The sequence below is a fragment of the Stenotrophomonas sp. NPDC077420 genome (assembly GCF_044543385.1).
Taxonomy (GTDB): domain Bacteria; phylum Pseudomonadota; class Gammaproteobacteria; order Xanthomonadales; family Xanthomonadaceae; genus Stenotrophomonas.
In genome coordinates, this window is record NZ_JBITVZ010000011.1 from 19495 (window position 1) to 38052 (window position 18558).

The 18558-nt window shown below is 60.9% G+C and carries 23 protein-coding genes and 1 pseudogene; 16 read left to right on the forward strand and 8 right to left on the reverse strand.

Translation table 11 applies throughout. The features are described from left to right. On the reverse strand, positions 1–1143 hold the full coding sequence (locus ACIGII_RS12010; protein ID WP_399638389.1) for a nitrogen regulation protein NR(II): 1143 nt from the start codon (positions 1141–1143) through the stop codon (positions 1–3). A 182-nt stretch (positions 1144–1325) separates the two neighbouring features. Between ACIGII_RS12010 and ACIGII_RS12015 the strand changes: the two genes are divergently transcribed. Next, positions 1326–1679 (forward strand): response regulator, encoded by a 354-nt coding sequence (locus tag ACIGII_RS12015; protein WP_399657528.1) that lies wholly within the window; start codon positions 1326–1328, stop codon positions 1677–1679. A gap of 107 nt (positions 1680–1786) precedes the next feature. After that, positions 1787–2296, forward strand: coding sequence for a ferritin-like domain-containing protein (locus tag ACIGII_RS12020; protein ID WP_210131544.1), 510 nt, complete (start codon positions 1787–1789; stop codon positions 2294–2296). A gap of 72 nt (positions 2297–2368) precedes the next feature. Here the strand turns inward: ACIGII_RS12020 and ACIGII_RS12025 are convergent, their stop codons facing one another. Continuing rightward, positions 2369–2905 carry a hypothetical protein gene (locus tag ACIGII_RS12025; protein WP_399638391.1) on the reverse strand — a complete coding sequence of 179 codons (537 nt, stop codon included), beginning with the start codon at positions 2903–2905 and terminating at the stop codon, positions 2369–2371. 230 nt (positions 2906–3135) lie between these two features. On the opposite strand from ACIGII_RS12025, the gene ACIGII_RS12030 reads away from it, so the two are divergent. The 7 genes and pseudogenes from ACIGII_RS12030 to ACIGII_RS12060 all read left to right on the forward strand — a co-directional run. Further along, entirely contained in the window at positions 3136–3480 is a 345-nt protein-coding gene (locus tag ACIGII_RS12030; RefSeq protein ID WP_399638393.1) for a hypothetical protein, read from the forward strand. Between the two features lie 57 nt (positions 3481–3537). Further along, positions 3538–3714, forward strand: a complete 177-nt coding sequence (locus ACIGII_RS12035) for a DUF3606 domain-containing protein (RefSeq protein WP_210131539.1) — start codon at positions 3538–3540, stop codon at positions 3712–3714. Positions 3715–3726: 12 nt separating this feature from the next. Continuing rightward, complete coding sequence (ligD, locus tag ACIGII_RS12040; protein WP_399638394.1) at positions 3727–6300, forward strand: DNA ligase D; 2574 nt, start codon at positions 3727–3729, stop codon at positions 6298–6300. 243 nt (positions 6301–6543) lie between these two features. Then, positions 6544–8319 (forward strand): YbhB/YbcL family Raf kinase inhibitor-like protein, encoded by a 1776-nt coding sequence (locus tag ACIGII_RS12045; RefSeq protein ID WP_394161511.1) that lies wholly within the window; start codon positions 6544–6546, stop codon positions 8317–8319. Positions 8320–8614: 295 nt separating this feature from the next. Further along, positions 8615–9517 (forward strand): manganese catalase family protein, encoded by a 903-nt coding sequence (locus tag ACIGII_RS12050; RefSeq protein WP_394161509.1) that lies wholly within the window; start codon positions 8615–8617, stop codon positions 9515–9517. A 320-nt stretch (positions 9518–9837) separates the two neighbouring features. After that, complete coding sequence (locus ACIGII_RS12055) at positions 9838–10398, forward strand: DUF488 family protein (RefSeq protein ID WP_399638396.1); 561 nt, start codon at positions 9838–9840, stop codon at positions 10396–10398. 87 nt (positions 10399–10485) lie between these two features. Continuing rightward, a pseudogene (locus ACIGII_RS12060) lies at positions 10486–10905 on the forward strand (FAD-dependent oxidoreductase); the annotation flags it as partial. Positions 10906–11023: 118 nt separating this feature from the next. Here ACIGII_RS12060 and ACIGII_RS12065 read toward each other — a convergent pair. The 6 genes from ACIGII_RS12065 to ACIGII_RS12090 form a co-directional block, all read right to left on the reverse strand. Continuing rightward, positions 11024–11953 carry a GAF domain-containing protein gene (locus ACIGII_RS12065; protein WP_399638398.1) on the reverse strand — a complete coding sequence of 310 codons (930 nt, stop codon included), beginning with the start codon at positions 11951–11953 and terminating at the stop codon, positions 11024–11026. A 141-nt stretch (positions 11954–12094) separates the two neighbouring features. Further along, positions 12095–12658 carry a cysteine hydrolase family protein gene (locus ACIGII_RS12070; protein WP_399638399.1) on the reverse strand — a complete coding sequence of 188 codons (564 nt, stop codon included), beginning with the start codon at positions 12656–12658 and terminating at the stop codon, positions 12095–12097. Position 12659: 1 nt separating this feature from the next. Next, positions 12660–13298 carry a DUF6766 family protein gene (locus tag ACIGII_RS12075; protein WP_399638401.1) on the reverse strand — a complete coding sequence of 213 codons (639 nt, stop codon included), beginning with the start codon at positions 13296–13298 and terminating at the stop codon, positions 12660–12662. Positions 13299–13347: 49 nt separating this feature from the next. Next, entirely contained in the window at positions 13348–13845 is a 498-nt protein-coding gene (locus tag ACIGII_RS12080) for a ferritin-like domain-containing protein (RefSeq protein ID WP_399638403.1), read from the reverse strand. Positions 13846–13980: 135 nt separating this feature from the next. Further along, positions 13981–14397, reverse strand: coding sequence for a hypothetical protein (locus ACIGII_RS12085; RefSeq protein ID WP_399638405.1), 417 nt, complete (start codon positions 14395–14397; stop codon positions 13981–13983). An 85-nt stretch (positions 14398–14482) separates the two neighbouring features. Then, positions 14483–14908, reverse strand: a complete 426-nt coding sequence (locus tag ACIGII_RS12090) for a low affinity iron permease family protein (protein WP_394161496.1) — start codon at positions 14906–14908, stop codon at positions 14483–14485. Between the two features lie 394 nt (positions 14909–15302). On the opposite strand from ACIGII_RS12090, the gene ACIGII_RS12095 reads away from it, so the two are divergent. The 7 genes from ACIGII_RS12095 to ACIGII_RS12125 all read left to right on the forward strand — a co-directional run bounded on the left by ACIGII_RS12095 (position 15303) and on the right by ACIGII_RS12125 (position 18403). Continuing rightward, positions 15303–15623 (forward strand): hypothetical protein, encoded by a 321-nt coding sequence (locus ACIGII_RS12095; RefSeq protein ID WP_399638406.1) that lies wholly within the window; start codon positions 15303–15305, stop codon positions 15621–15623. A 376-nt stretch (positions 15624–15999) separates the two neighbouring features. After that, complete coding sequence (locus tag ACIGII_RS12100) at positions 16000–16395, forward strand: hypothetical protein (protein ID WP_399638408.1); 396 nt, start codon at positions 16000–16002, stop codon at positions 16393–16395. Between the two features lie 142 nt (positions 16396–16537). Beyond that, complete coding sequence (locus ACIGII_RS12105; RefSeq protein ID WP_399638409.1) at positions 16538–16762, forward strand: hypothetical protein; 225 nt, start codon at positions 16538–16540, stop codon at positions 16760–16762. Beyond that, positions 16747–17121, forward strand: a complete 375-nt coding sequence (locus ACIGII_RS12110) for a hypothetical protein (RefSeq protein ID WP_399638411.1) — start codon at positions 16747–16749, stop codon at positions 17119–17121. The genes ACIGII_RS12105 and ACIGII_RS12110 overlap by 16 nt, the downstream gene beginning before the upstream one ends. A 467-nt stretch (positions 17122–17588) precedes the next feature. Beyond that, a complete protein-coding gene (locus tag ACIGII_RS12115) occupies positions 17589–17921 on the forward strand; it encodes a hypothetical protein (protein WP_399638412.1) in 333 nt (110 codons plus the stop codon). Further along, positions 17918–18181, forward strand: coding sequence for a hypothetical protein (locus ACIGII_RS12120; RefSeq protein ID WP_399638414.1), 264 nt, complete (start codon positions 17918–17920; stop codon positions 18179–18181). The genes ACIGII_RS12115 and ACIGII_RS12120 overlap by 4 nt, the downstream gene beginning before the upstream one ends. A gap of 36 nt (positions 18182–18217) precedes the next feature. After that, a complete protein-coding gene (locus ACIGII_RS12125) occupies positions 18218–18403 on the forward strand; it encodes a hypothetical protein (protein ID WP_399638415.1) in 186 nt (61 codons plus the stop codon). Positions 18404–18558 lie beyond the last annotated feature (155 nt).

Consider the following 18558-nt stretch of genomic DNA (forward strand, 5'->3'; position numbering starts at 1 on the left):
TCAAGGCTCATGGATTGGAAAGCAGAGCGTGATGCGGGTGCCTTCGCCCGGAACGCTGCTCAGTTGGGGGAACCCCCCGGATTGCGTAGTAAACCCAAAGACCTGACTCAGGCCAAGACCGCTGCCCCGTCCTACCGGTTTGGTCGTAAAGAATGGCTCGAAAACCCGTGCCTGCTTGTCAGGGGGGATGCCCTCGCCATCGTCCTCGACCGTCAGGCAGACGTGGGGCTCGGGCGCATGGTTTGTCGATGCAGGGTCTTGTGTATCCTGCGCGCGCGCTGTGATGGTGATGGTGCCGCCGTTGGGCATGGCGTCGCGGCTGTTACAAACCAGGTTGAGCACCGCCGCCTCTAGTTGAGCCTTGTCGACGAACACTGGAGGAAGATCTTCATCGAGGTCGAAAACCACCTCGACCGCGTCACCCGCGGAGCGTTGCAGAAGCTCTTGGGACTCGCACAGGGCGGCGGTGACATCCAAAGACTCAGGGGACAGCTTCTGTCCTCGGCCAAATGTCAGCAGTTGTCGGGAGAGGAGGGCACCTCGCTCGGCCGCCCGGAGGGCCGTCTCAATCAGCTTGGCAGCGGGTCCGTCCTTCACGCGGACGCTGATGAGGTCGAGGCAGTTGACGATGATCGTCAGAAGGTTGTTGAAGTCATGGGCAAGACCGAGAGTCAACTTGCCAATCGCTTCCATCTTCTGCGCCTGTAGAAGGCTGTGTTGAACCTGCTGCAACCGTTCTTGAGCGTCGTGGCGCTCGGTGATGTCTCGGGTCACTTTGGCGTATCCAACCAGCACGCCATCAACCCAGATGGGATCAATCACGACGCTCGCCAAGAACCGCGAGCCGTCTTGCCGAACCCGCCATCCGTCCTCGATACAACGGCCTTCGGTAGCGGCCGTGCGCAGGTTGCGCTGCGGCACGCCGGCTGCAGCATCGTCGGGCAAGTAGAAGCGAGAGAAGTTGGTGCCAATCACCTCATCGGCGGTGTAACCCTTGATTCGCTGGCCGCCAGGGTTCCAAGTCCGGATCACGCCATGTTCGTCCAGCATATAAATCGCATAGTCAGTGACGGAGTTGACTAAGAGAGCGAACTGCCTGGATTCGTCATTCAAGACATCTTTGGGGTGCTGCAACTGTGTCACGTTCATCCTCCCCGGGATCGCGTGACCCTAAAACATGGCTTGTAAAGAAACCGTAAAAAGGTGTCTCGGTGCTCAGTTTGACTTGGCCTTTACACAACCATGCGGGTAGTCCTTCACACTGGCCTTGCATGGATAAACGACGGGCGTGGGAGGGTGAAGGCATGGCAGATGGGACTGGATCGGTGAGCGTGTTCCTGGTCGAGGACGAACCCAGCTTGATGTATGTGCTGGAAGAGTCGCTCAAGAGCCTGGGCTATGCGGTGGGGGAGAAGGCGGAGTATCTGCCTGAAGCGTTGGAGCGAGCGCAAAGCGAAGCCTTCGACGTGGCGATGTTGGATGTCAACCTGCACGGCCAAGATTCCTTCCCCGTCGCAGATGTGCTGATGGAGCGCGGGATCCCTTTTGTGTTCACCACGGGCTTTGGGGCTAGGACCCTTCCCGAGCGTTTCCAACGAACCCCGGTCATGGAGAAGCCATTCCGACTCAAGGACATTCGGCGCGCCATCTCTGAGCTCCACCCGGCGGCGTCTGTCTGACCGGCGTTGAGGGTCGGATTCGCCCGGCCGTCACTTCTAGATCGCGTTTCGTCGATGCTTGTCTGGATAGGGTGCGGTTTCCCCTGATCCAAACGAGGAGTTGCACCATGGCTGAAACCAAAGAAAACCTGCTCGATTGGCTCCGCGATGCTCATGCGATGGAGCAGCAGGCGGAGACCATGCTGAAGGGCCAGGCGTCCCGCATCGAGCACTATCCCGTCTTGAAAGCGCGAATCGAAGAGCACATCCAAGAAACGATCGGCCAGCGAGAGCTGCTGGAAGGGTGCATCAAGCGCCTGGGCGGTTCTCCTTCCACCATCAAAGACGTGATGGGCAAGATGGCCGCCTTCGGTCAAGCGCTGGGCGGGATGACCGCCTCGGATGAGATCGTGAAAGGCGCGATGGCCGGCTACGTGTTCGAGCACTTCGAAATCGCGTCTTACACCGCGCTGATCGCGGCCGCCAAGACCGCTGGCGACCCGGAGACGGCCCGCGTATGCGAGGAGATCTTGGTCCAGGAAGAAGCAATGGCCGATTGGCTGGCCTCGCACTTGCCCGAAGTGACCGAGGAATTCCTGGTGCGCGACGCGACCCCAGGCGTCGAAGCCAAGAAGTAACGGCTGGATCGTCATCAGTGCCCTGTCGGATGCGCTACGACGCTCCGACGGGGCCTCGACTTGCCATGCGTCTTAGGGGGCGCGGTAGACAATGCAGCGTCGGAACTCACTGAGGGCGGGAAGCACCGTAAGGAGGAGTGCCGGCACGATGGCAAACAACCACAAGGCGATGGGAGCCAGGTCAAGTGCCAGGCCAGTAGCGACATGCGTATCAGGCACAGACCAGTAAACGGCGCCGATTGCGATCCAAGGGGCCAAGTCCAAGATGCTATGAACGTGCTGCTCCAAGGGGCGAATGGCTCGCGTGGGATAGGCCACGCGTGTGTCCCAATAGCCTGTGATGGCGTGCAGACACACCAGCGCCAGAAGGATCAGGAAAAGCGGTTGAGACGCTCGAAAGGAGAGCCATAGCAGCGTTGCCGCCCCCAGGATCGCGATCTGCACCAAGTGCAGCCCGGATTCTTTTAGCCCCGACGTGGTTTCGATGCTGCTGGCTCTGTGAAGCCAAAAGTCGATGGCCCCTGCAGTAAGCCAAAGCAGATAGAGGCCATGCCAAATCGTCACGTCCATCGCTGAGTTGAACATTGTCGCTCCCGAAATCAGTTGCAATCACTTCTCACCGTGACTCCCGCGTAATGGGTGCAAGCTTAGCTCTACCGAAAATACTAGGGAACTACCGCTTACGATGGCGTGTTTTTTCGTCGCGCGTGCGAGCGTTCGTGTATGAATGGCGACTCGACTAGAGCTGCCCAGCGGCTTGACGTCCCCTTGACGCCTTGGTGACACGCCGTGCTCTCTATGAAGCGGATATTCGTCTCCAACCTTGTTAGGAGAATCGTATGAGCGCTTATCCAAAGTTTCTGGCTGCAACACCGCGAGTGACCCGAATGGAAATGGCGGATCTCTACGCGGGCGATGCCACCACCGTGGTCCAGCTGGACGCGACCCCCTGCGATACGTGGATTCAGAACCTGCAAGGGCTGGTGAGCCGGTCCCCAGAGCTTGCCGGAACACGCGTGGAAGTGGATGGTTCATGGGTCCACTTTATCGGCGTGCGGAAAACGCGAGGCCCCGTCGCAGCTCACCTATTGGAAGTGATTGCTGCTGCAGGCGAGATGGCCTACGGACCTGTCGCTGTTCGGCCAACAGCGTTCAGCGCGACCCCATCTCCCGCTATGCAGTGACCTGAAGCCGGCAGTTGCTTGGGCCCAAACCATTTAGGACGAACGGAGGAGATCACCATGACCGACGACAAAAAGAACACTGGCAGCCCGGACCGCGACCGCATCAACGTCAACGAAGATTACGAGCTCCAGTATTGGACCAAGGCGCTGGGTGTCAGCGCCGAGGAACTGCGGGCGGCGGTGAAGGCCGTAGGTCCGACGGCGGTCGCGGTGCGAAAGCACTTGGACAAGTAACCGGGGAAGGGCATGTCGCTTACGGAATACCGCCGCAAGCGGAGCTTTGACAAAACGAAGGAACCGGAGCCTGGCAAGGCGTTGCCGCAGGGGCAACGGGCGATTTTCGTGGTCCAGCTACACCATGCCAGCCGCCGACACTACGACTTCAGGCTCCAAGTCGGGGACGCGTTGAAGAGCTGGGCTGTTCCCAAAGGGCCCAGCTACGATCCGACGGTCAAACGGATGGCCGTAGAGGTGGAAGACCATCCCGTGGACTATGCTGGGTTCGAAGGCGACATCCCCAAAGGGCAATACGGCGGCGGGCACGTCGCCCAGTTTGACCACGGCGTGTGGGCGACAACGGGCGACCCGGAAGCCCAGCTCGCCAAGGGGCATCTTCGGTTCGAGTTGTTTGGCACGAAGCTGAAGGGTGGATGGCACCTGGTCCGGTCGGGAAAGCCCGCCAAGCAGCCCCAGTGGCTGCTTTTCAAAGACGACGATGCCTTCGCAAGCGACGTGGAAGCCGACGATTTGCTTGGCAATGTCACCGCGCCGCCCGCCGAAGATCTGAAGCGCGCGGGCGCGGGGAAGGCCGATAAGAAGAAGCTCACCGCCGTCGCGTTGCCGAAGAAAGGACGGCGCAGGGACTGGGCGAAGAAAGCCTCGACGCTGACCAAAGCCAAGAAAGCCAAAGCGCCCGAAGGCCCGTTCGAGCCGCAGCTGGCCAAGCTGGGAGACGTGCCCCCCAAGGGAGACCAGTGGATTCATGAGATCAAGTGGGACGGTTACCGCATTCTGGCCACGATCGCTGAGGGCCAAGTGCAGCTATGGTCCCGCAATGCGCTGGAGTGGACGTCGAAGATCCCCGAAATCCGGGACGCTGTGGCCGCCTTGGGGCTGAAATCAGGCGCATTGGACGGCGAACTCATCGCCGGCAGTGGCACCAAGGAGGACTTCAACCTCCTCCAGGCCACGTTGTCCGGCGAGCGCCAAGGCACGTTGGCTTACGCCCTGTTCGATTTGCTCCACATCGACGGAATCGACATCGCCGATGCGCCCCTGCTGGAGCGCAAGGAGCTCCTGCAAGAGCTCTTGGAAGGGAGTTCAGGGCCCTTGGCCTACAGCTCGCACATCGAGGGGGACGGGGAATCGGCCTATCAACTCGCCGGCGACCGCCACTTCGAAGGGATTATCTCCAAGCGAGCTGATCGGGCCTATCGCGGTGGCCGAAGCGAGGACTGGAAGAAGACCAAGCAGTTGGCCAGCGATGAGTTTGCGGTGGTGGGCTACACCGCCCCCAAGGGAAGCCGCGCCGGCTTTGGGTCGCTGTTGTTGGCCAAGCCGGATCCCAAACACGGGTGGCTTTACGTGGGGCGAGTGGGCTCGGGCTTCTCCGACACGCTCATCAAGGAGTTGAGCCAGTTGATTGGCCGGGCGGGTGGAAAGACGCCCACGGCCCACGTGCCCACCAAGGATACCGACCTGCGGTCAGCGACTTGGTTTGAGCCGCGCTTTGTCGTGGAAGTGTTCTACCGGGGCATTGGTGGGCAACAACTGCTGCGTCAACCCTCGCTCAAAGCGGTCCGGCGAGACAAGGACGTGGCCGACCTGGCCGACTCAGACAGGTCGCCTCCAGCGGAGAAGGCCACGGATGCTGCCTCGTTAAAGCCGTCCCGGAAGGCAACCAAAAAACCTTCAGCGGGGAGCTCGGCCAAGTCGGCAGGTGAAGCGCGCACGCCGCCCAAACTGTCCAGTCCCACCAAGGTCATCTTTCCGGACATCAAGGCCACCAAACAGGACGTGTGGGATTACTACACGGCCGTGATGGACCATTTGATGCCCGAGATCATCGGCCGTCCGTTGTCGATCATTCGCTGTCCCAGCGGGACAGCCAAGCCCTGTTTCTTCCAAAAGCACCACACGGCCGGCTTGGAGCTGGTGGATTCGGTTCGCCTTAAAGAGGACAGCGGCGTCAACGCGCACTACCTGGTGGTTCGCGACGCGGCCAGCCTGCTGGAGCTGGTGCAGTTCAACGCGCTGGAGTTTCACCCTTGGGGTAGCCACGCAGAGGACCCGGACAGGGCTGATCGCGTGGTCTTCGACTTGGACCCGGGCCCGGATGTTCCGTTCTCCGAGGTCAAAAAGGCCGCCGTGGACATCCGGAAGCTGCTTGAGCAACTGGAACTGGAGTCGTTCTTGCGGGTGTCGGGAGGGAAAGGCTTGCACGTGGTGGTGCCCTTGAACCCCGGGTGCGATTGGGACCTGACCAAGCGGTTTGCCAAAGGGTTCGCCGAGGCCTTGTCTCAGTCGGAGCCGACCCGCTTCCTGGCGACCTCGACCAAGAGCCTTCGCAACAAGCGCATCTTTGTCGACTACCTGCGAAACGGCCGCGGCGCCACGGCTGTGGCCTCCTATTCACTGCGTGGTCGGCCCGGCGCGCCTGTGGCCGTGCCCATCGCCTGGAGCGAGCTCTCCAAGCTGACCCGTGCGGATGCTTTCACCATGAAGGAGGTGCCCGAAAAGCTGAAGCGGCGCCGAAAAGATCCGTGGGCGGACATCAACACGATTCAGCAGAACCTGGCCCGGTGGGCACAAGACGACTGATCTTGGCCCCTGCGTTGGAACCCATTTGCCGTATGCACGCTGACGGGCCGAGCGCAGGGTCACGGAGTCCTTCTGACCACGACAGAACGCGAAGTCCAAGGGCACGACCGAGTGGCAGCGGAACTTCTTCCGAGGGGCATGACCCACCAAGAGCCCGCTCACGCTCCACTCGCATAGCATTCGCACGCGGTTGATCTGGGCCGTCTGATGATTCAGGTCCTGGTTATCCTTGGACTAGAGCCCATGAAACGGACCCTCGTATACGCCGCTCTGCTGTGCGTCTTAACTGGCCCCGTGCTTGCCCAGCAGGGCGATGGGACGGACGTTCCCGCCCGGGTCAACACCTTCAAACCCGACAAAGTCCCCGCTACTGACCAGCGCATTGCCGCGCTGAAGGTGCCGCAGGGATTCGAGGTCGAGGCCTTCGCCAAGGACCTGAAGAACATTCGGATCATCGCCGTTGCTCCAAACGGCGACATTTACGTCTCCCGTCGGGAGCAAGGCGACGTGTTGCTCTTGAAGGACGCCAACGAAGACGGAGCCCTGGACGAGGCGCCTAGGGCGGTAACGCACCGACCCAACGTCCACGGGTTGGCAATCGGAGGCGGACAGCTCTACATGGCTACCCCGACCGAGGTCTTTCGAGCGCCCATCAATGCAGACGGTTCCCTGGGTGCCGTCGAGCGAATCATCAACGATTTGCCGGACGGCGGACAGCATCCCAACCGGACGATGGCGTTCGGCCCAGACGGTATGCTCTACATCAGCGTGGGCTCGTCCTGTAACGCATGCAACGAGACCAACCCGGAGCATGCCGCCTTGTTACGGTCAACGCCTGATGGCAAAAGCAGGACGATCTTCGCTAGTGGGCTGCGAAACACGATCGGCTTCGCGTGGGACCCCAAATTTGGCGAGTTGTGGGGCATGGATCACGGCATCGACTTCCTGGGCGATGACGTCCAGCCGGAGGAACTGAACCACATCGTCAAAGGCAAGCAGTATGGCTGGCCGCACATCTGGGGGAAGGACGGACAAAACCCGCAGAGCACCCCGCCGGGGGAAATCACGAAGGCGCAGTGGGCTCAGATGAGCGAGCCCATGACGCTGGGCTATACCGCCCATGCCGCCCCCATGCAAATGGTGTTCTACACGGCCAGCCAGTTCCCGGCGGAATACCGGGGCGATGCGTTCGTCACCATGCGTGGCTCATGGAATCGAAAGCCCGCCTCTGGTTACGAGGTGGTTCGGGTCCGCTTCCGCAACGGGCAGCCCACCGCCTTTGAGCCGTTCTTGACCGGGTTCCTGGTCGATGGGGGCCAGAAGCATGTGGCCCGGCCGGTGGGGCTGGCCATCACACGTGGCGGAGCCCTGTTGGTGGGCGATGATGCCAATGGCACGCTCTATCGGGTGAGCTACAGCGGCGGCACCCCTGCTGCAGCGCAGCCCACCGCGATTCCTTCGCAGTCCCTTGAGCGGCAGGTCACCGCCGGGACGGGTGTCCCGTTGGTCTTGGAGCGCACCCCCGAAACAGTGTCCATCGCGGTGCGGTCCCCGGCTTTCCAGGATGGCAAACCCATGCCCAAGCGGTTCAGTGCGTATCACGAAGGCGTATCGCCCCAGCTGACGTGGAACCCTGTCCCAAAGGCGGTGACCTACGTGGTGATCGCCGAGGATCCCGATGCCTCACCCATCAAGCCCTTCGTCCACTGGGTCGCCTGGAACATTCCCGGATCCCTGACCGGTCTACCGGAAGGTCTCCAAGCTCAGCCCCGGCTGACCGATCCCGAGGGCGTGCTTCAAGGGGCAACGAGCCGCGGCTCGATCGGCTACTACGGGCCGAAGCCGCCAGTGGGGGATCCCCCGCACCACTACCATTTCCAGATCTTGGCACTGGACGCCCGATTGGAGGTTCGTCCTGGGGCGACCCGCGATGAAGTGCTCAAGGCAGCCAAAGGCCATGTGATTGGCAAGGGCCAGCTCGTGGGGACCTATCAGCAGACCGATCCTCCTCTGAAGTAAACCCGCTCCGTCGCTGACCAGGTCGGCGTATAGGTAACCGATGGCCAGACCGCAACCGGTCACGAGCAGCCCTAGGGAATGCCGCTCAGATGTTCTGGGCGGCCGACGTCTCACAGAAGCGCGGAGTCGCGTAGAAGTTACGCGTAGATCAGGAGCGCGTGTGGAAAAGGGCGGATTTTTCGTCACGGTTTTCTACGGGACGTCGATGCCCGAGCAGGCACCATACCCATGCCGCAGAGGAGATGACGACTCTTCCATAAAGGCAAGCCATAGCCAGCCCCAAGGAGACGCGCAAATGTTTCTTCACCACAAGAAGTTGATGTATACGGTTCGGGTCAAAGAATCCAATCCCGCCCTGGCGGCGTTGATGCTCGAGCAGTTCGGAGGTCCGCAGGGCGAACTGGCCGCAGCGATGCGGTATTTCACGCAGGGTCTCGGCGAGGCGGATCCGGGCCGCAAGGATCTCCTGATGGATATCGCGACCGAAGAGATCAGCCACCTTGAGATCATTGGCACGATCATCGCGATGCTCAACCGGGGCCCTAAGGCCATTCAGTCTGAAGGCATGATGGAAGCCGAAGACATGCGTCTGATGGGCCAAAACAGCACCAGCCACACCGAGCAAATCTTGTATGGCGGTGGCCCGGCGTTGGTCAACTCAAGCGGCGTGCCCTGGACAGCCGCCTACATCGACAGCATTGGCGAGCCCACGGCGGATTTGCGATCGAACATCGCGGCAGAAGCACGCGCGAAGATCGTCTACGAACGGCTCATCAACGTGACCGATGACCCGGGCATCAAAGACGCCCTTCGGTTCCTCATGACCCGTGAAATCGCACACCAGAAATCGTTTGAAAAGGCGCTTTACAGCATCCAGCCCAACTTCCCTCCGGGCAAGCTGCCCGGGGACCCTGCATTCACTGACCTTTACATGGACATGTCGCAAGGCGAGGGCGATGTAGAGGGCAGCTGGAACAGCGGCGAGCTTTGGGAGCGGGTCACCGACCGTGACGCTCAAGCGGCGTTGGACGGCGGGGATGGAAGCTGCGACGTGGACCTCAGCGAAAGGGAGCAAGTCGCCTTGGAAACCATGGCTGCGAGAACCCTTTCTGATCCCGACGCGCGCCCGGCGACCGGGGCTGAATTGGGCGCAGGCCCTGGTGCCGGGGCTGTCGACGTCAATCCACGGGAGCCGTGACCAGATTCACGTAACCCGGTTCAAATGAAGCCCGCCAGCCGACGGGCTTCCTCTCAGAGCCCCTTCCTTGGCGCGAGTTTTCAAGCACATATGTGCGGTGCTTTCACCATCAAGGACCGGCTTGAAAAAAACGGCGCCGCAAGGGTCCTTGGGTGGACAACAGATTCAGCAAACCTGCATGGTGGGCAAACGAGCCTTACCCCCCCTTCAAGGCTCCTCAATGAAGGCGCCGGCAGGACGACGTCATTAAGGCAGGGGCTGGAGCCTTCTCCCATGCAGTGACGACACGGCCTTTATCCGCAACGGTGTTCAATTGCCTCATGCCGTCCGATCCGCCTGCCCCGCACCCGCTGACTATCTGGACCATCGGCCACTCCACTCGGCCTTGGAGCGACTTTTTGCAACTGCTGTCTGCGCAACGGATATCGGCCATTGCGGACGTGCGGCGTTTCCCGGGGTCTCGGCGCCACCCTTGGTTTGCATCGGAACAGATGGCAGACACGTTGCCGGCCCATGGTGTGATGTATGAGTGGATTCCCGAACTTGGTGGCCGGCGAAGGACGCAGCCCAATTCTCCCAACGGGGCATGGGACAACGCCGCGTTCCAAGGCTATGCAGACCACATGGCTTCCGCAGAGTTTGCCAGCGGATTAACGAAGGTTCTTGCGCTGGCGGGTGCACATCGAACCGCGCTGATGTGCGCGGAGGCGCCATGGTGGCGCTGCCATCGTCGCCTGATCTCCGACCTTTTGACGCACCGGGCCCATGAGGTGTTGCACATCGTCTCCAACGCAAAACCCAAGCCCCATCCGCTAAGCCCGATGGCGAAGGCGGTGGGGCAGGACCTGATCTACCCCGCGCCGCAGGTTGAGTTGTTCTGAGTCTGCCTACGCCGGCGCGGAGGCGAACACATAAAATCCTGTGCACACCAGAACATCATTTCTCCATCGACGGTGGAACAAAGCACGATGATCAGCCCCAGCAGCACAACGTCACAGGACCTGCCTCCCTTCGACGCAGTGGTGGTCGGCGGTAGCTATGCGGGCATGTCCGCAGCCCTGCAGCTGGCCAGGGCTTGCCGCACGGTGCTGGTCATTGACCACGGTCAGCCGCGTAACAAGCGTGCTGCAAAGGCGCACGGGTGCTTGGGCTGGGACGGGGTGGCCCCGGTCCAGATCCTTGAGCTGGGACGTCGGCAGCTCCTCGCCTACGACCGAGTGCAATGGGCGACCGATCAGGCCATTGATGCCACCGGCTCTCTCGAGATGGGCTTCGCTGTCCACTGCGCATCCGGTGACCGCTACCACGCCAGGCGAGTAATCCTTGCCCATGGGGTGGTGGATCGGTTGCCCAACATTCCAGGGCTCGCAGAGCGTTGGGGCGAAACGGTCCTCCATTGCCCTTACTGCCATGGCTATGAAATCTGCGGAACAAACATCGGCGTGCTTATTGCGTCCAAAGCGGAGGCAATGGACCAGGTCAAGGCGCTCTCGCAATGGGGCGCTGTCACGGCCTTCCACGCCGCAACGCTCTCAGCGGCCGAGATCGAAGAGCTTTCAGCGGAGCTGAAGGGAGCGACACGTCTTGAACCGCCCCGATCAGGCGCGTGCCACGGTCGTCTTGGAGGCGCTGTCCGACGACATGAACCCATATCCGCTCTCCGTCAGCCTTGGTGGACGGCACCGTCAGGTCGATCAAGGTGCCGTGTTCGGCGCAGCTGGCGAGGGCGGATTGTATGGGTCCCTGTGCCGATTCTGGGTAGAAGGAGAGCGCCGCCTCCAAGGAGGGAGATGCATAGGTCACCCCATGGATCAGGCGGGTCTGTTGAGTCCACTCAAGCTCGTTGGTATCAACGTTGAGCTCCCAGCCACCCACCTTGGCCACGGCGTTGGTCTGTTCCAGCAGCGCCTGGCTCTTCTGTAGGTCGCCGTGCAGTCGAGTAGCCTCGGACACCCGATCGAGCAGCTGTGCCCGTTGTTCCATCCCCACGGCAGCGGCTTCTGCCAGGCACTGAAGAACTGCCCTCTGGGAGGGCGTCAGCTTGCCCGGCGTCTGGCTCAACAGACACAACGTGCCAACCCGGTGTCCGCCGGCCACCTGAATCGGTGCTCCCACGTAATGGCGGACATAGGGGGCGCCCAGCACGGATGGGTTGTCGGCGAACTTGGGATCGCTGGAGGCGTCCTCCACCTCGAAGATATCTCCTGAAAGGACCGCCCACGTGCAGAAGGAGACGTCGCGCGGGGTCTCACGCACGTCTTCAAGTCCTATTTGAGACTTGAACCACTGTCGTCCGCCATCCACCAGGGAGATCAATGCTATGGGCATTTCTGTCGCCAACTGTGCAGCGCGTGCAAGGGCGTCAAAAAAAGGCTCCGGGTCCGAGTCCAGAATGTTCAATGCATGCAAAGCGGACAGACGGGCTTGCTCGACCACTGGCACCCCTCTCTATGACTTTGGTTGAACTGCTTGGAAGCGTAGAGGCGTCTGGGCCAGCTGTCTGTGAACCGTATCGAATTCAGGCGTTCTTCCATCCCGCAACTGCATGGCAAATGGAACGTCCGACCTACCTACCTGTCACCGATCATGTCCGCTCTCGAGCGAACGTAGAAGCGCTTGGGCCGTGCGCACTTCGACTCCGCCAGTGGAGCGCAGCAGCTTCAAAGCGGCTTGCCTGCGTCCCGGCACGCAGGCGGTCGCATCAGACACCACCACCGTGGAGAACTCGCGGGAGTTGGCATCGATGGCGGTGGCAAGCACGCAAGAGTCCAATGCCATGCCGACGAGCACCAACTGGTCGACGCCGATCTTAGCGAGAAGCACCGCCAAGGGCGTGGCGAGGAAGGCCGAGTGCTTTGGCTTGAGCACCGTGTAGTGATCCGGACCGGGGAAAAGCAGTTTGGCGATGTCGCCCGACGGGCCTTCTTCGTGGCGACAAACCTCCGCGAGCTGATGGAAGCCACACTTCCAATCCCCGAAGTTATCGTTGGCGTAGATCACTGGCCACTGTTTTTCGTCAAAGACGTCTCGGATCTGCCGGACCTTCTTGGCGGCTTTAAGCGCCAGTGGTGCCAGTGTTTGGCCGTCGGGGAAATCGAAACGGGAGAAGAGATCGATGATGAGCAGGGCCGGGCGTTGCATGTCAGTCCCCCGTCTGGGCGTGGGGGGCCTCCACTGCCTTGGACTGCGGCGAATCTTTCTGACGCAGGAAAATGGTCAGCACGACCAGGGCCAGAACGGCCAAGAACTCGCTTTGCCAGTTCTGCATGGACTCGAACCAGAAGTCGCTGCTGAAAAGGTGTTCAAAGAATCCAGGGACGGGCAAGTGATCCAATCGGGCTTCGTCGCACCGCGCTCGCCAGCTGCCGAGGGCGTGAAGAGCAAAAGACATCACAAACAAGCTTAAAAAAGCGATGGCCAGAGAGTGGCCATAGATTTTCTTCCAAATGCCCCCTCGGCGGACGGGCCACGGGGCAGGGCCGGCGTCGAGCTTTTGATCTTCCTCGTCGGGGTCAAGCGGGCGGGACTCCGCCGAGCCACGCTGGCGTAGCCGAACGGTGAGCAGCACATACATCCCCATTTGCAGGAACTCGCTCTCCCAGTTCTCAAACGTCGCGCTGCTGAAGTGCCCTGTGGTGAGGTAGGCACCGAGCCCCAACGCGGCTTGGCCGTGCTGTGCCAGCTCCTCGTTGTGAACGTTCCACCCCGTCAGCGCTTGCGCGCTCAAGAACAGCAAGGTCAGCACGACGAGGACGATCGATAACCCGTTTCGGCGCCACATGGTTCCTGTCCAGATCAAGGGCGGGCCCGAAGGCCCGCCAGTCATTCGGTTACTTGCCTGCCGCGGCCTTCTGATTGCCGCCCTGTTCGGCGAGAAGGGTGAGCTTCTCATCCGTCGATTTTTCTTCCGCCAGTGTTTCCAACAGGTAGGGAAGGGCGTCCTTGTAGCCCAGCTGCTTGGCGAGCGCTGCGATGGTGCCGTAAGAAGCGATCTCGTAGTGCTCCACCTTCTGGGCGCCACCGATCAGTGCGGCGTCGCGCACGGGTCCCTTCTCCACCGAGTCAATGACTTCTTTGCCTTCCTCGACCAGCCCTTCCATCGCGGCGCACTTGATGCGCTTGAGCCGGATGCCCAGCACTTCGACGACCTGGTCGATACGCTCGACCTGACCCTGCGTCTCTTCCAGGTGGGTCTCAAAAGCAGCCGCGAGATCCGGGTTCTCGGCGGCTCGGGCCAAGCGGGGCAGGGCTTTGGTCAGCTGCTTTTCAGCGCTGTAAATGTCAGACAGCTCGTGAACAAAAAGCTCTTCAAGGGTTTTGATGGCCATTTATCGGTCCTCTGCTGGGTGAGCCAATACCTTGACGCCAGCGTCGCCCAAAACACGTGAAGACCGGTGCTCGGGCCTTGAGACTCTCTTAACCAAGCCGCCCGGACCGCGCTCACCCCAAGCGAACGCGTGGCTCTATTGCGACGCCGGGCGGACCTCAACGGGCACCCCGGAGCCCCGGCTGGACTCCACCGCGGTGATCAAGTCGGTGATCGTATAAGGCTTGGGCAAAAAGGGCGCCCATAGGTGGCGGGCTGGCAACACAGGCTGGGCGATGGAGCCGGACGCAACCACGTAGGGGATGCGGTGCGCGAGCAGGTGATCGGCGACCACCTCTCCGCTGCCATCTGGCGCGGACCACTCCAAGACGGCGGCGGCCATTGAGGTGGCAGAGAGCTGGGCCAGAGCCTCGGAGCTCGACTGGGCCAAGAATACATCGTAGCCGGCCATGGTAAGGACGTCCCGCAGCAAGGGCCCCAAGTCGACATCGTTCTCCAGCACCAAGACGGAGCCATGGACAGCCGGGAGGGGATCGCGATAGGACATGGCCATGGACGGTCTGGGCAGAGGAGAAATGTTATTTCGGGTCGCCCCGCGACGTTTAGCCACCCACACGAAGGCCTAATCGCTCTTTAAATCATTCAGGCTCGAGCAGGGCGTCTTCCCGGCACGGCATACAGCGTTCCTTCTTCGATTTGATATCCGCCGCGGTCTTGGCCAACGACTCATACCGTTGGCGGATCTCCTCCAAGTGCGCGGGCTCCATGGACTCCAAGTTGAGGAGCTCCTGGTTCGCGTCCTTGGTCACCCGGATCAACTCGTCGAGCTTGATGTGGAGCGCCGCCGTGTCCCCGTTTTGAGTGTGCTGGATCAAGAAAACCATCAGGAAGGTCACAATCGTCGTGCCGGTGTTGATGACCAGTTGCCAAGTGTCGTTGAACTTGAAGAGGGGCCCGCTTCCGGCCCAGACGACCACCACGCCCAAGGCCGCAACAAACGCCCCCAGGCTCCCGGACGCGCGGGCCGCCACGGCCGCAAAGTGTCCAAACGATCTCTTCTTCATGGTTCTGTTCTCTTGGTCAGTCCCGGCTCCAGCCCGGTGCAAACTTAGGGTAATGGCCGCGTGCTGACCAACGCGTCAATGAAACATCCGCGATGTGGGAAGGCCCCGCCTCGATCACTGAGTCTCGAGCTCGCTCGCAGGGTGCCCACGGCGTGGCCGTGTTTGCTCTTGGGTGCGGGAAGGGCCGGGTCCGGGGCTATCGCTATCGGTTCGCGAGCAATCCGCTCTGCCAGCAGGCAAGCCCGATGAACCACTGCACCGAAGCCAACGCCGAGTTCCAACGCCTCTACGCCATTCCCCTTGGAGACGCCGGATTCACCCCCGCCGAGTTCGCACAACACTACGGCGACCTCCCAGCCAAGCAAGCCGCATTCGAAGCCGGCGCTGACTAGACGTGGCTAACCACAAGATGGCTTGGAGGCATTTCATCCATGCGCACCAGTGGCTTCCCGAAAGGAACAGCATCACCCTGTTCGACGCACGCGTGCTGCGGTATCCCATGTATCGCATGAGCGATGACAGTTCGTGGAACTGGCTGCGAGGCTGTTTGCCAGACGAAGTGACGGTTCTGATGACCAGCCCGACGCCTGCGGAGCTTGAGCGAGTGATACGCAGCGACCCGAAAGCCCGGCGGGCCCTGCTCGCGCGGAGCAAGGTCGAAGCGGAGGAAAGGGCGTTCTTTCCGTTCCGGATGCAGGGCGCCATGGCCATGTAGGCTGTCCTGCAAGGCGCGCCGGATCGGCCGTTTCTGCCTGACGCTGTTGGACTTCCTTGGTTGGTCGAGGGCGATGGAGAGCGGACGATGGACGTCGGTCTTCTGGACATCGGGTTGCGGTGCCACGCGGTCGACCTTGCCGAGGCTGTGGAGGAAGAGATTCGGGCGGTGACGCCGCCCGTCCTGGCGCCCACAAGCAAAGCGATTTGGGTTGAGCACATACACGGAAACTGCTGAGACAGCGCTGCCTGACGGCAGGCCACGCCTGAAGGAATTTGACCATCAGTGCAACGAAAAGGGGCAGCTGCCCCCTTCGTCCTGACGGCCCACGCCCTGCGCCGTAGCCTTTCAGCATCCAAACCGATGAGAGCTACCCATGAAGCACGCAACCCGGCACTTCCCCCTGCCCAACCATCACCGCGACCTCGCCATCGTTGGCCTTGCACAAGCAGGCGGCACTGTTCGCGACATCGCCCATGGCGTTGAAGCGTCCACGAGCACCGTCCGCCGTGTGCTGAAGGTCGCCACCGTTGCACCCGGTTGGGGCTATGGCATGCGCAAGTTCCTCATCTCGAGTGTCGAGTGGGACACCGACGGGCGGGTGCTGAAGCGCTTGCCGAGCGAAGGTGCAGTGCTCCTTGATGCTGAGCAGATTGACGATCGGGCCCCGGACGAGATCGATGAACTGGTCTACAACGCCTTCAGCGATCGGCACGGTTACTGCATTTGCGCCTGCCAAGTGTTGGAGGTGATCAAGGATGCAGAGAGATGAGCGCCATCTCACATTATTTGTATTGTTGCTTACGAGTCGGCAGATCTCGGCTTTAGTCAATAAATGATCGGCAGGCGCCCTTGTCAAAACATGGGGTTTTTATAGTGTTTGTTGATCGTGGGAATGACATCTGAGAGAGCACATGACTGATCGCCGCAAACGCTACTTCGCCTACGAACGCCGCAAGGGTGGCGTCTGCTACTTCGACCGCGCCATGCACCTCCACCTGCAGCGGTTCCCGCACACCATCGGCCATTACCAGCTGGCCCGTTGTTTGGGCACGTCCGCGCTGCTGACACCTGCTGAAGCGAACGATCACGCGTGGTTGCCCAAGCCCAAACCGAGCACGCCATGCCCTACACGTTGAAGCCCAAACCACCCAAGGCGGGCCCTGAGGAGATCTATGCGGCGCGCATCGCTCCCGACGTGCTGGCTGCGTTCTCCAGCCTGGCGGCAGAGCAGGGGCTTTCCGTTCAAGCCGCGTTGACTCAACTCATCCGGGAGCATGCCCAGGTGCGGCAGCCCTTTGCCAAGCGCGTGCGTCTTCAGAAGGGGGGAGGCCAGCGGTATACGGCCATGCTGCCGGAGTGCTGGGTCGAATCGCATGTGGCGATGGCGTTGCTGATTGATGGGAACAGGGCCGGGATCAAGCGAGGCGAAGCCGTGCGGCAGCTGGTGAGCCGGTGCCTGGAAGCCAGTTCGTGGCCAGATAACGAGGGCCCGTGAGCCGCACGGCGGTTGCTGCCTTTTCCTTGTCTGGGTTCGAGACGGCTGACTGGCTTCCGTGGAGGATGCAGTGCCATCAGGGGAAGCAAACGACCAAAAGCCAAAAGCCATAAGCGGCTAGAGCAAAACCCTGGATGGGGAAAGAGGAAAGGGCCTATGCGCCTACCCAGGCTCAATCTTGAACGGGGAAATGTGAGTTGGTGCAACTATTTCCAAGATCTGCTTTTGGATATCCAGTTTTGAGCTTTAGTCAAAAAATGATCGGTAAAAGGCATTGTCAAAAATGGGTTTTCTCATAACCTGGAATCAGAGGAAGGCAACCCGCTGACCACGACTTCAAGAAAGAGACAAGCCCATGATCATCGCTCTTACCTTTTACGCCTCCAGCCTGTTACTCGGCCTCATCATCGCTCAGGTCATCGCAGACCGGATCGAATCCAACCCCCATTTCAGCTAAGGAGCTCTCCGTGTTTCTTTTTCCTTTCAACGACGACGGCTTCGATGGAATGCGAGCCTGGATCGCCGAAAACCAAGCCACGTTCAATAGCCTCTTGTTCGAGGCTCAGCGAAAAGCGAAAAACCTCGGCGAGGCGGCGTGGGCGTTCCACCTGGATTACTGGGATGCCTTGGAAGAACAGGATCAGGCGTTTGATGCGCAACTGGCGGCCGCCAATGACGACTTCAGCCCGGAGGGGTTCGAGCGCTATCAGGCCCTGCTGTTCTCCATCGCAGGCGTCAACCAGGCAATGGTCAACCGTGAGCTGGAGCTGCTGGCCGCAATGGAGGCTGGCCAAGCATGAGCACTCCACATGATTCCTTATCCATGATTCCGGCGCTCAAGCCCCTGACCGCTCGCGACTACTTGGCACTGCTGCACTTCCTTTGGCTGGGCATTTCAGGCCTTGGCGTCGCCCGGTGTGGCTGGGAAATGGTCACCGGCAAGCAAGCAACGCTGTCCGACGTGGCCCTGGGAGCCCTGTTGCTCTGCGCCCCATTGGTCGTGGCCTGCATCTGGGGCGGCTGTTTGGTGGGCGTTGCCCAGCATTACCGTCTCATCTGAAACCCGATTACCTGACATAGCGGAGGACACCGTCTCATGCGCAAGATCTTCAACAAGCTTCTCAACATCGCCCTCTTCGGAATGGTCATCTTTGCCCTGGACAAGGTGCCGGATCGCCTGGATCGCATGGGCCAGACCACCTCACGCCTTGTGCAGCAAATCGGTTACACGGGGCCCTTTGGTAGCATCCCAGATGGGCGCCCTGACAACATCGACTGGTGAGGCATTCCTTGGCCTACTTGAACCACAGGTGGCCCTGCAAGCCAAGAACGGGAGGCGCTGAAAATGGGTAGGCGGACCGACCCAAAGAACGTGTTGTGGTGTGCGATGAAGGCGGTGCGGAGCCCACGGGCGTTCCGTGATCTGAAGCGGCGTGT

Bases quoted from the DNA above. Each gene is read 5' to 3' on its own strand.
- ACIGII_RS12020 (WP_210131544.1), top strand. From the start codon at position 1,787: ATGGCTGAAACCAAAGAAAACCTGCTCGATTGGCTCCGCGATGCTCAT.
- ACIGII_RS12030 (WP_399638393.1), top strand. From the start codon at position 3,136: ATGAGCGCTTATCCAAAGTTTCTGGCTGCAACACCGCGAGTGACCCGA.
- ACIGII_RS12035 (WP_210131539.1), top strand. From the start codon at position 3,538: ATGACCGACGACAAAAAGAACACTGGCAGCCCGGACCGCGACCGCATC.
- ligD (WP_399638394.1), top strand. From the start codon at position 3,727: ATGTCGCTTACGGAATACCGCCGCAAGCGGAGCTTTGACAAAACGAAG.
- ACIGII_RS12045 (WP_394161511.1), top strand. From the start codon at position 6,544: ATGAAACGGACCCTCGTATACGCCGCTCTGCTGTGCGTCTTAACTGGC.
- ACIGII_RS12050 (WP_394161509.1), top strand. From the start codon at position 8,615: ATGTTTCTTCACCACAAGAAGTTGATGTATACGGTTCGGGTCAAAGAA.
- ACIGII_RS12055 (WP_399638396.1), top strand. From the start codon at position 9,838: ATGCCGTCCGATCCGCCTGCCCCGCACCCGCTGACTATCTGGACCATC.
- ACIGII_RS12070 (WP_399638399.1), bottom strand. From the start codon at position 12,658: ATGCAACGCCCGGCCCTGCTCATCATCGATCTCTTCTCCCGTTTCGAT.
- ACIGII_RS12075 (WP_399638401.1), bottom strand. From the start codon at position 13,298: ATGTGGCGCCGAAACGGGTTATCGATCGTCCTCGTCGTGCTGACCTTG.
- ACIGII_RS12080 (WP_399638403.1), bottom strand. From the start codon at position 13,845: ATGGCCATCAAAACCCTTGAAGAGCTTTTTGTTCACGAGCTGTCTGAC.
- ACIGII_RS12085 (WP_399638405.1), bottom strand. From the start codon at position 14,397: ATGGCCATGTCCTATCGCGATCCCCTCCCGGCTGTCCATGGCTCCGTC.
- ACIGII_RS12090 (WP_394161496.1), bottom strand. From the start codon at position 14,908: ATGAAGAAGAGATCGTTTGGACACTTTGCGGCCGTGGCGGCCCGCGCG.
- ACIGII_RS12100 (WP_399638408.1), top strand. From the start codon at position 16,000: ATGAAGCACGCAACCCGGCACTTCCCCCTGCCCAACCATCACCGCGAC.
- ACIGII_RS12105 (WP_399638409.1), top strand. From the start codon at position 16,538: ATGACTGATCGCCGCAAACGCTACTTCGCCTACGAACGCCGCAAGGGT.
- ACIGII_RS12110 (WP_399638411.1), top strand. From the start codon at position 16,747: ATGCCCTACACGTTGAAGCCCAAACCACCCAAGGCGGGCCCTGAGGAG.
- ACIGII_RS12120 (WP_399638414.1), top strand. From the start codon at position 17,918: ATGAGCACTCCACATGATTCCTTATCCATGATTCCGGCGCTCAAGCCC.
- ACIGII_RS12125 (WP_399638415.1), top strand. From the start codon at position 18,218: ATGCGCAAGATCTTCAACAAGCTTCTCAACATCGCCCTCTTCGGAATG.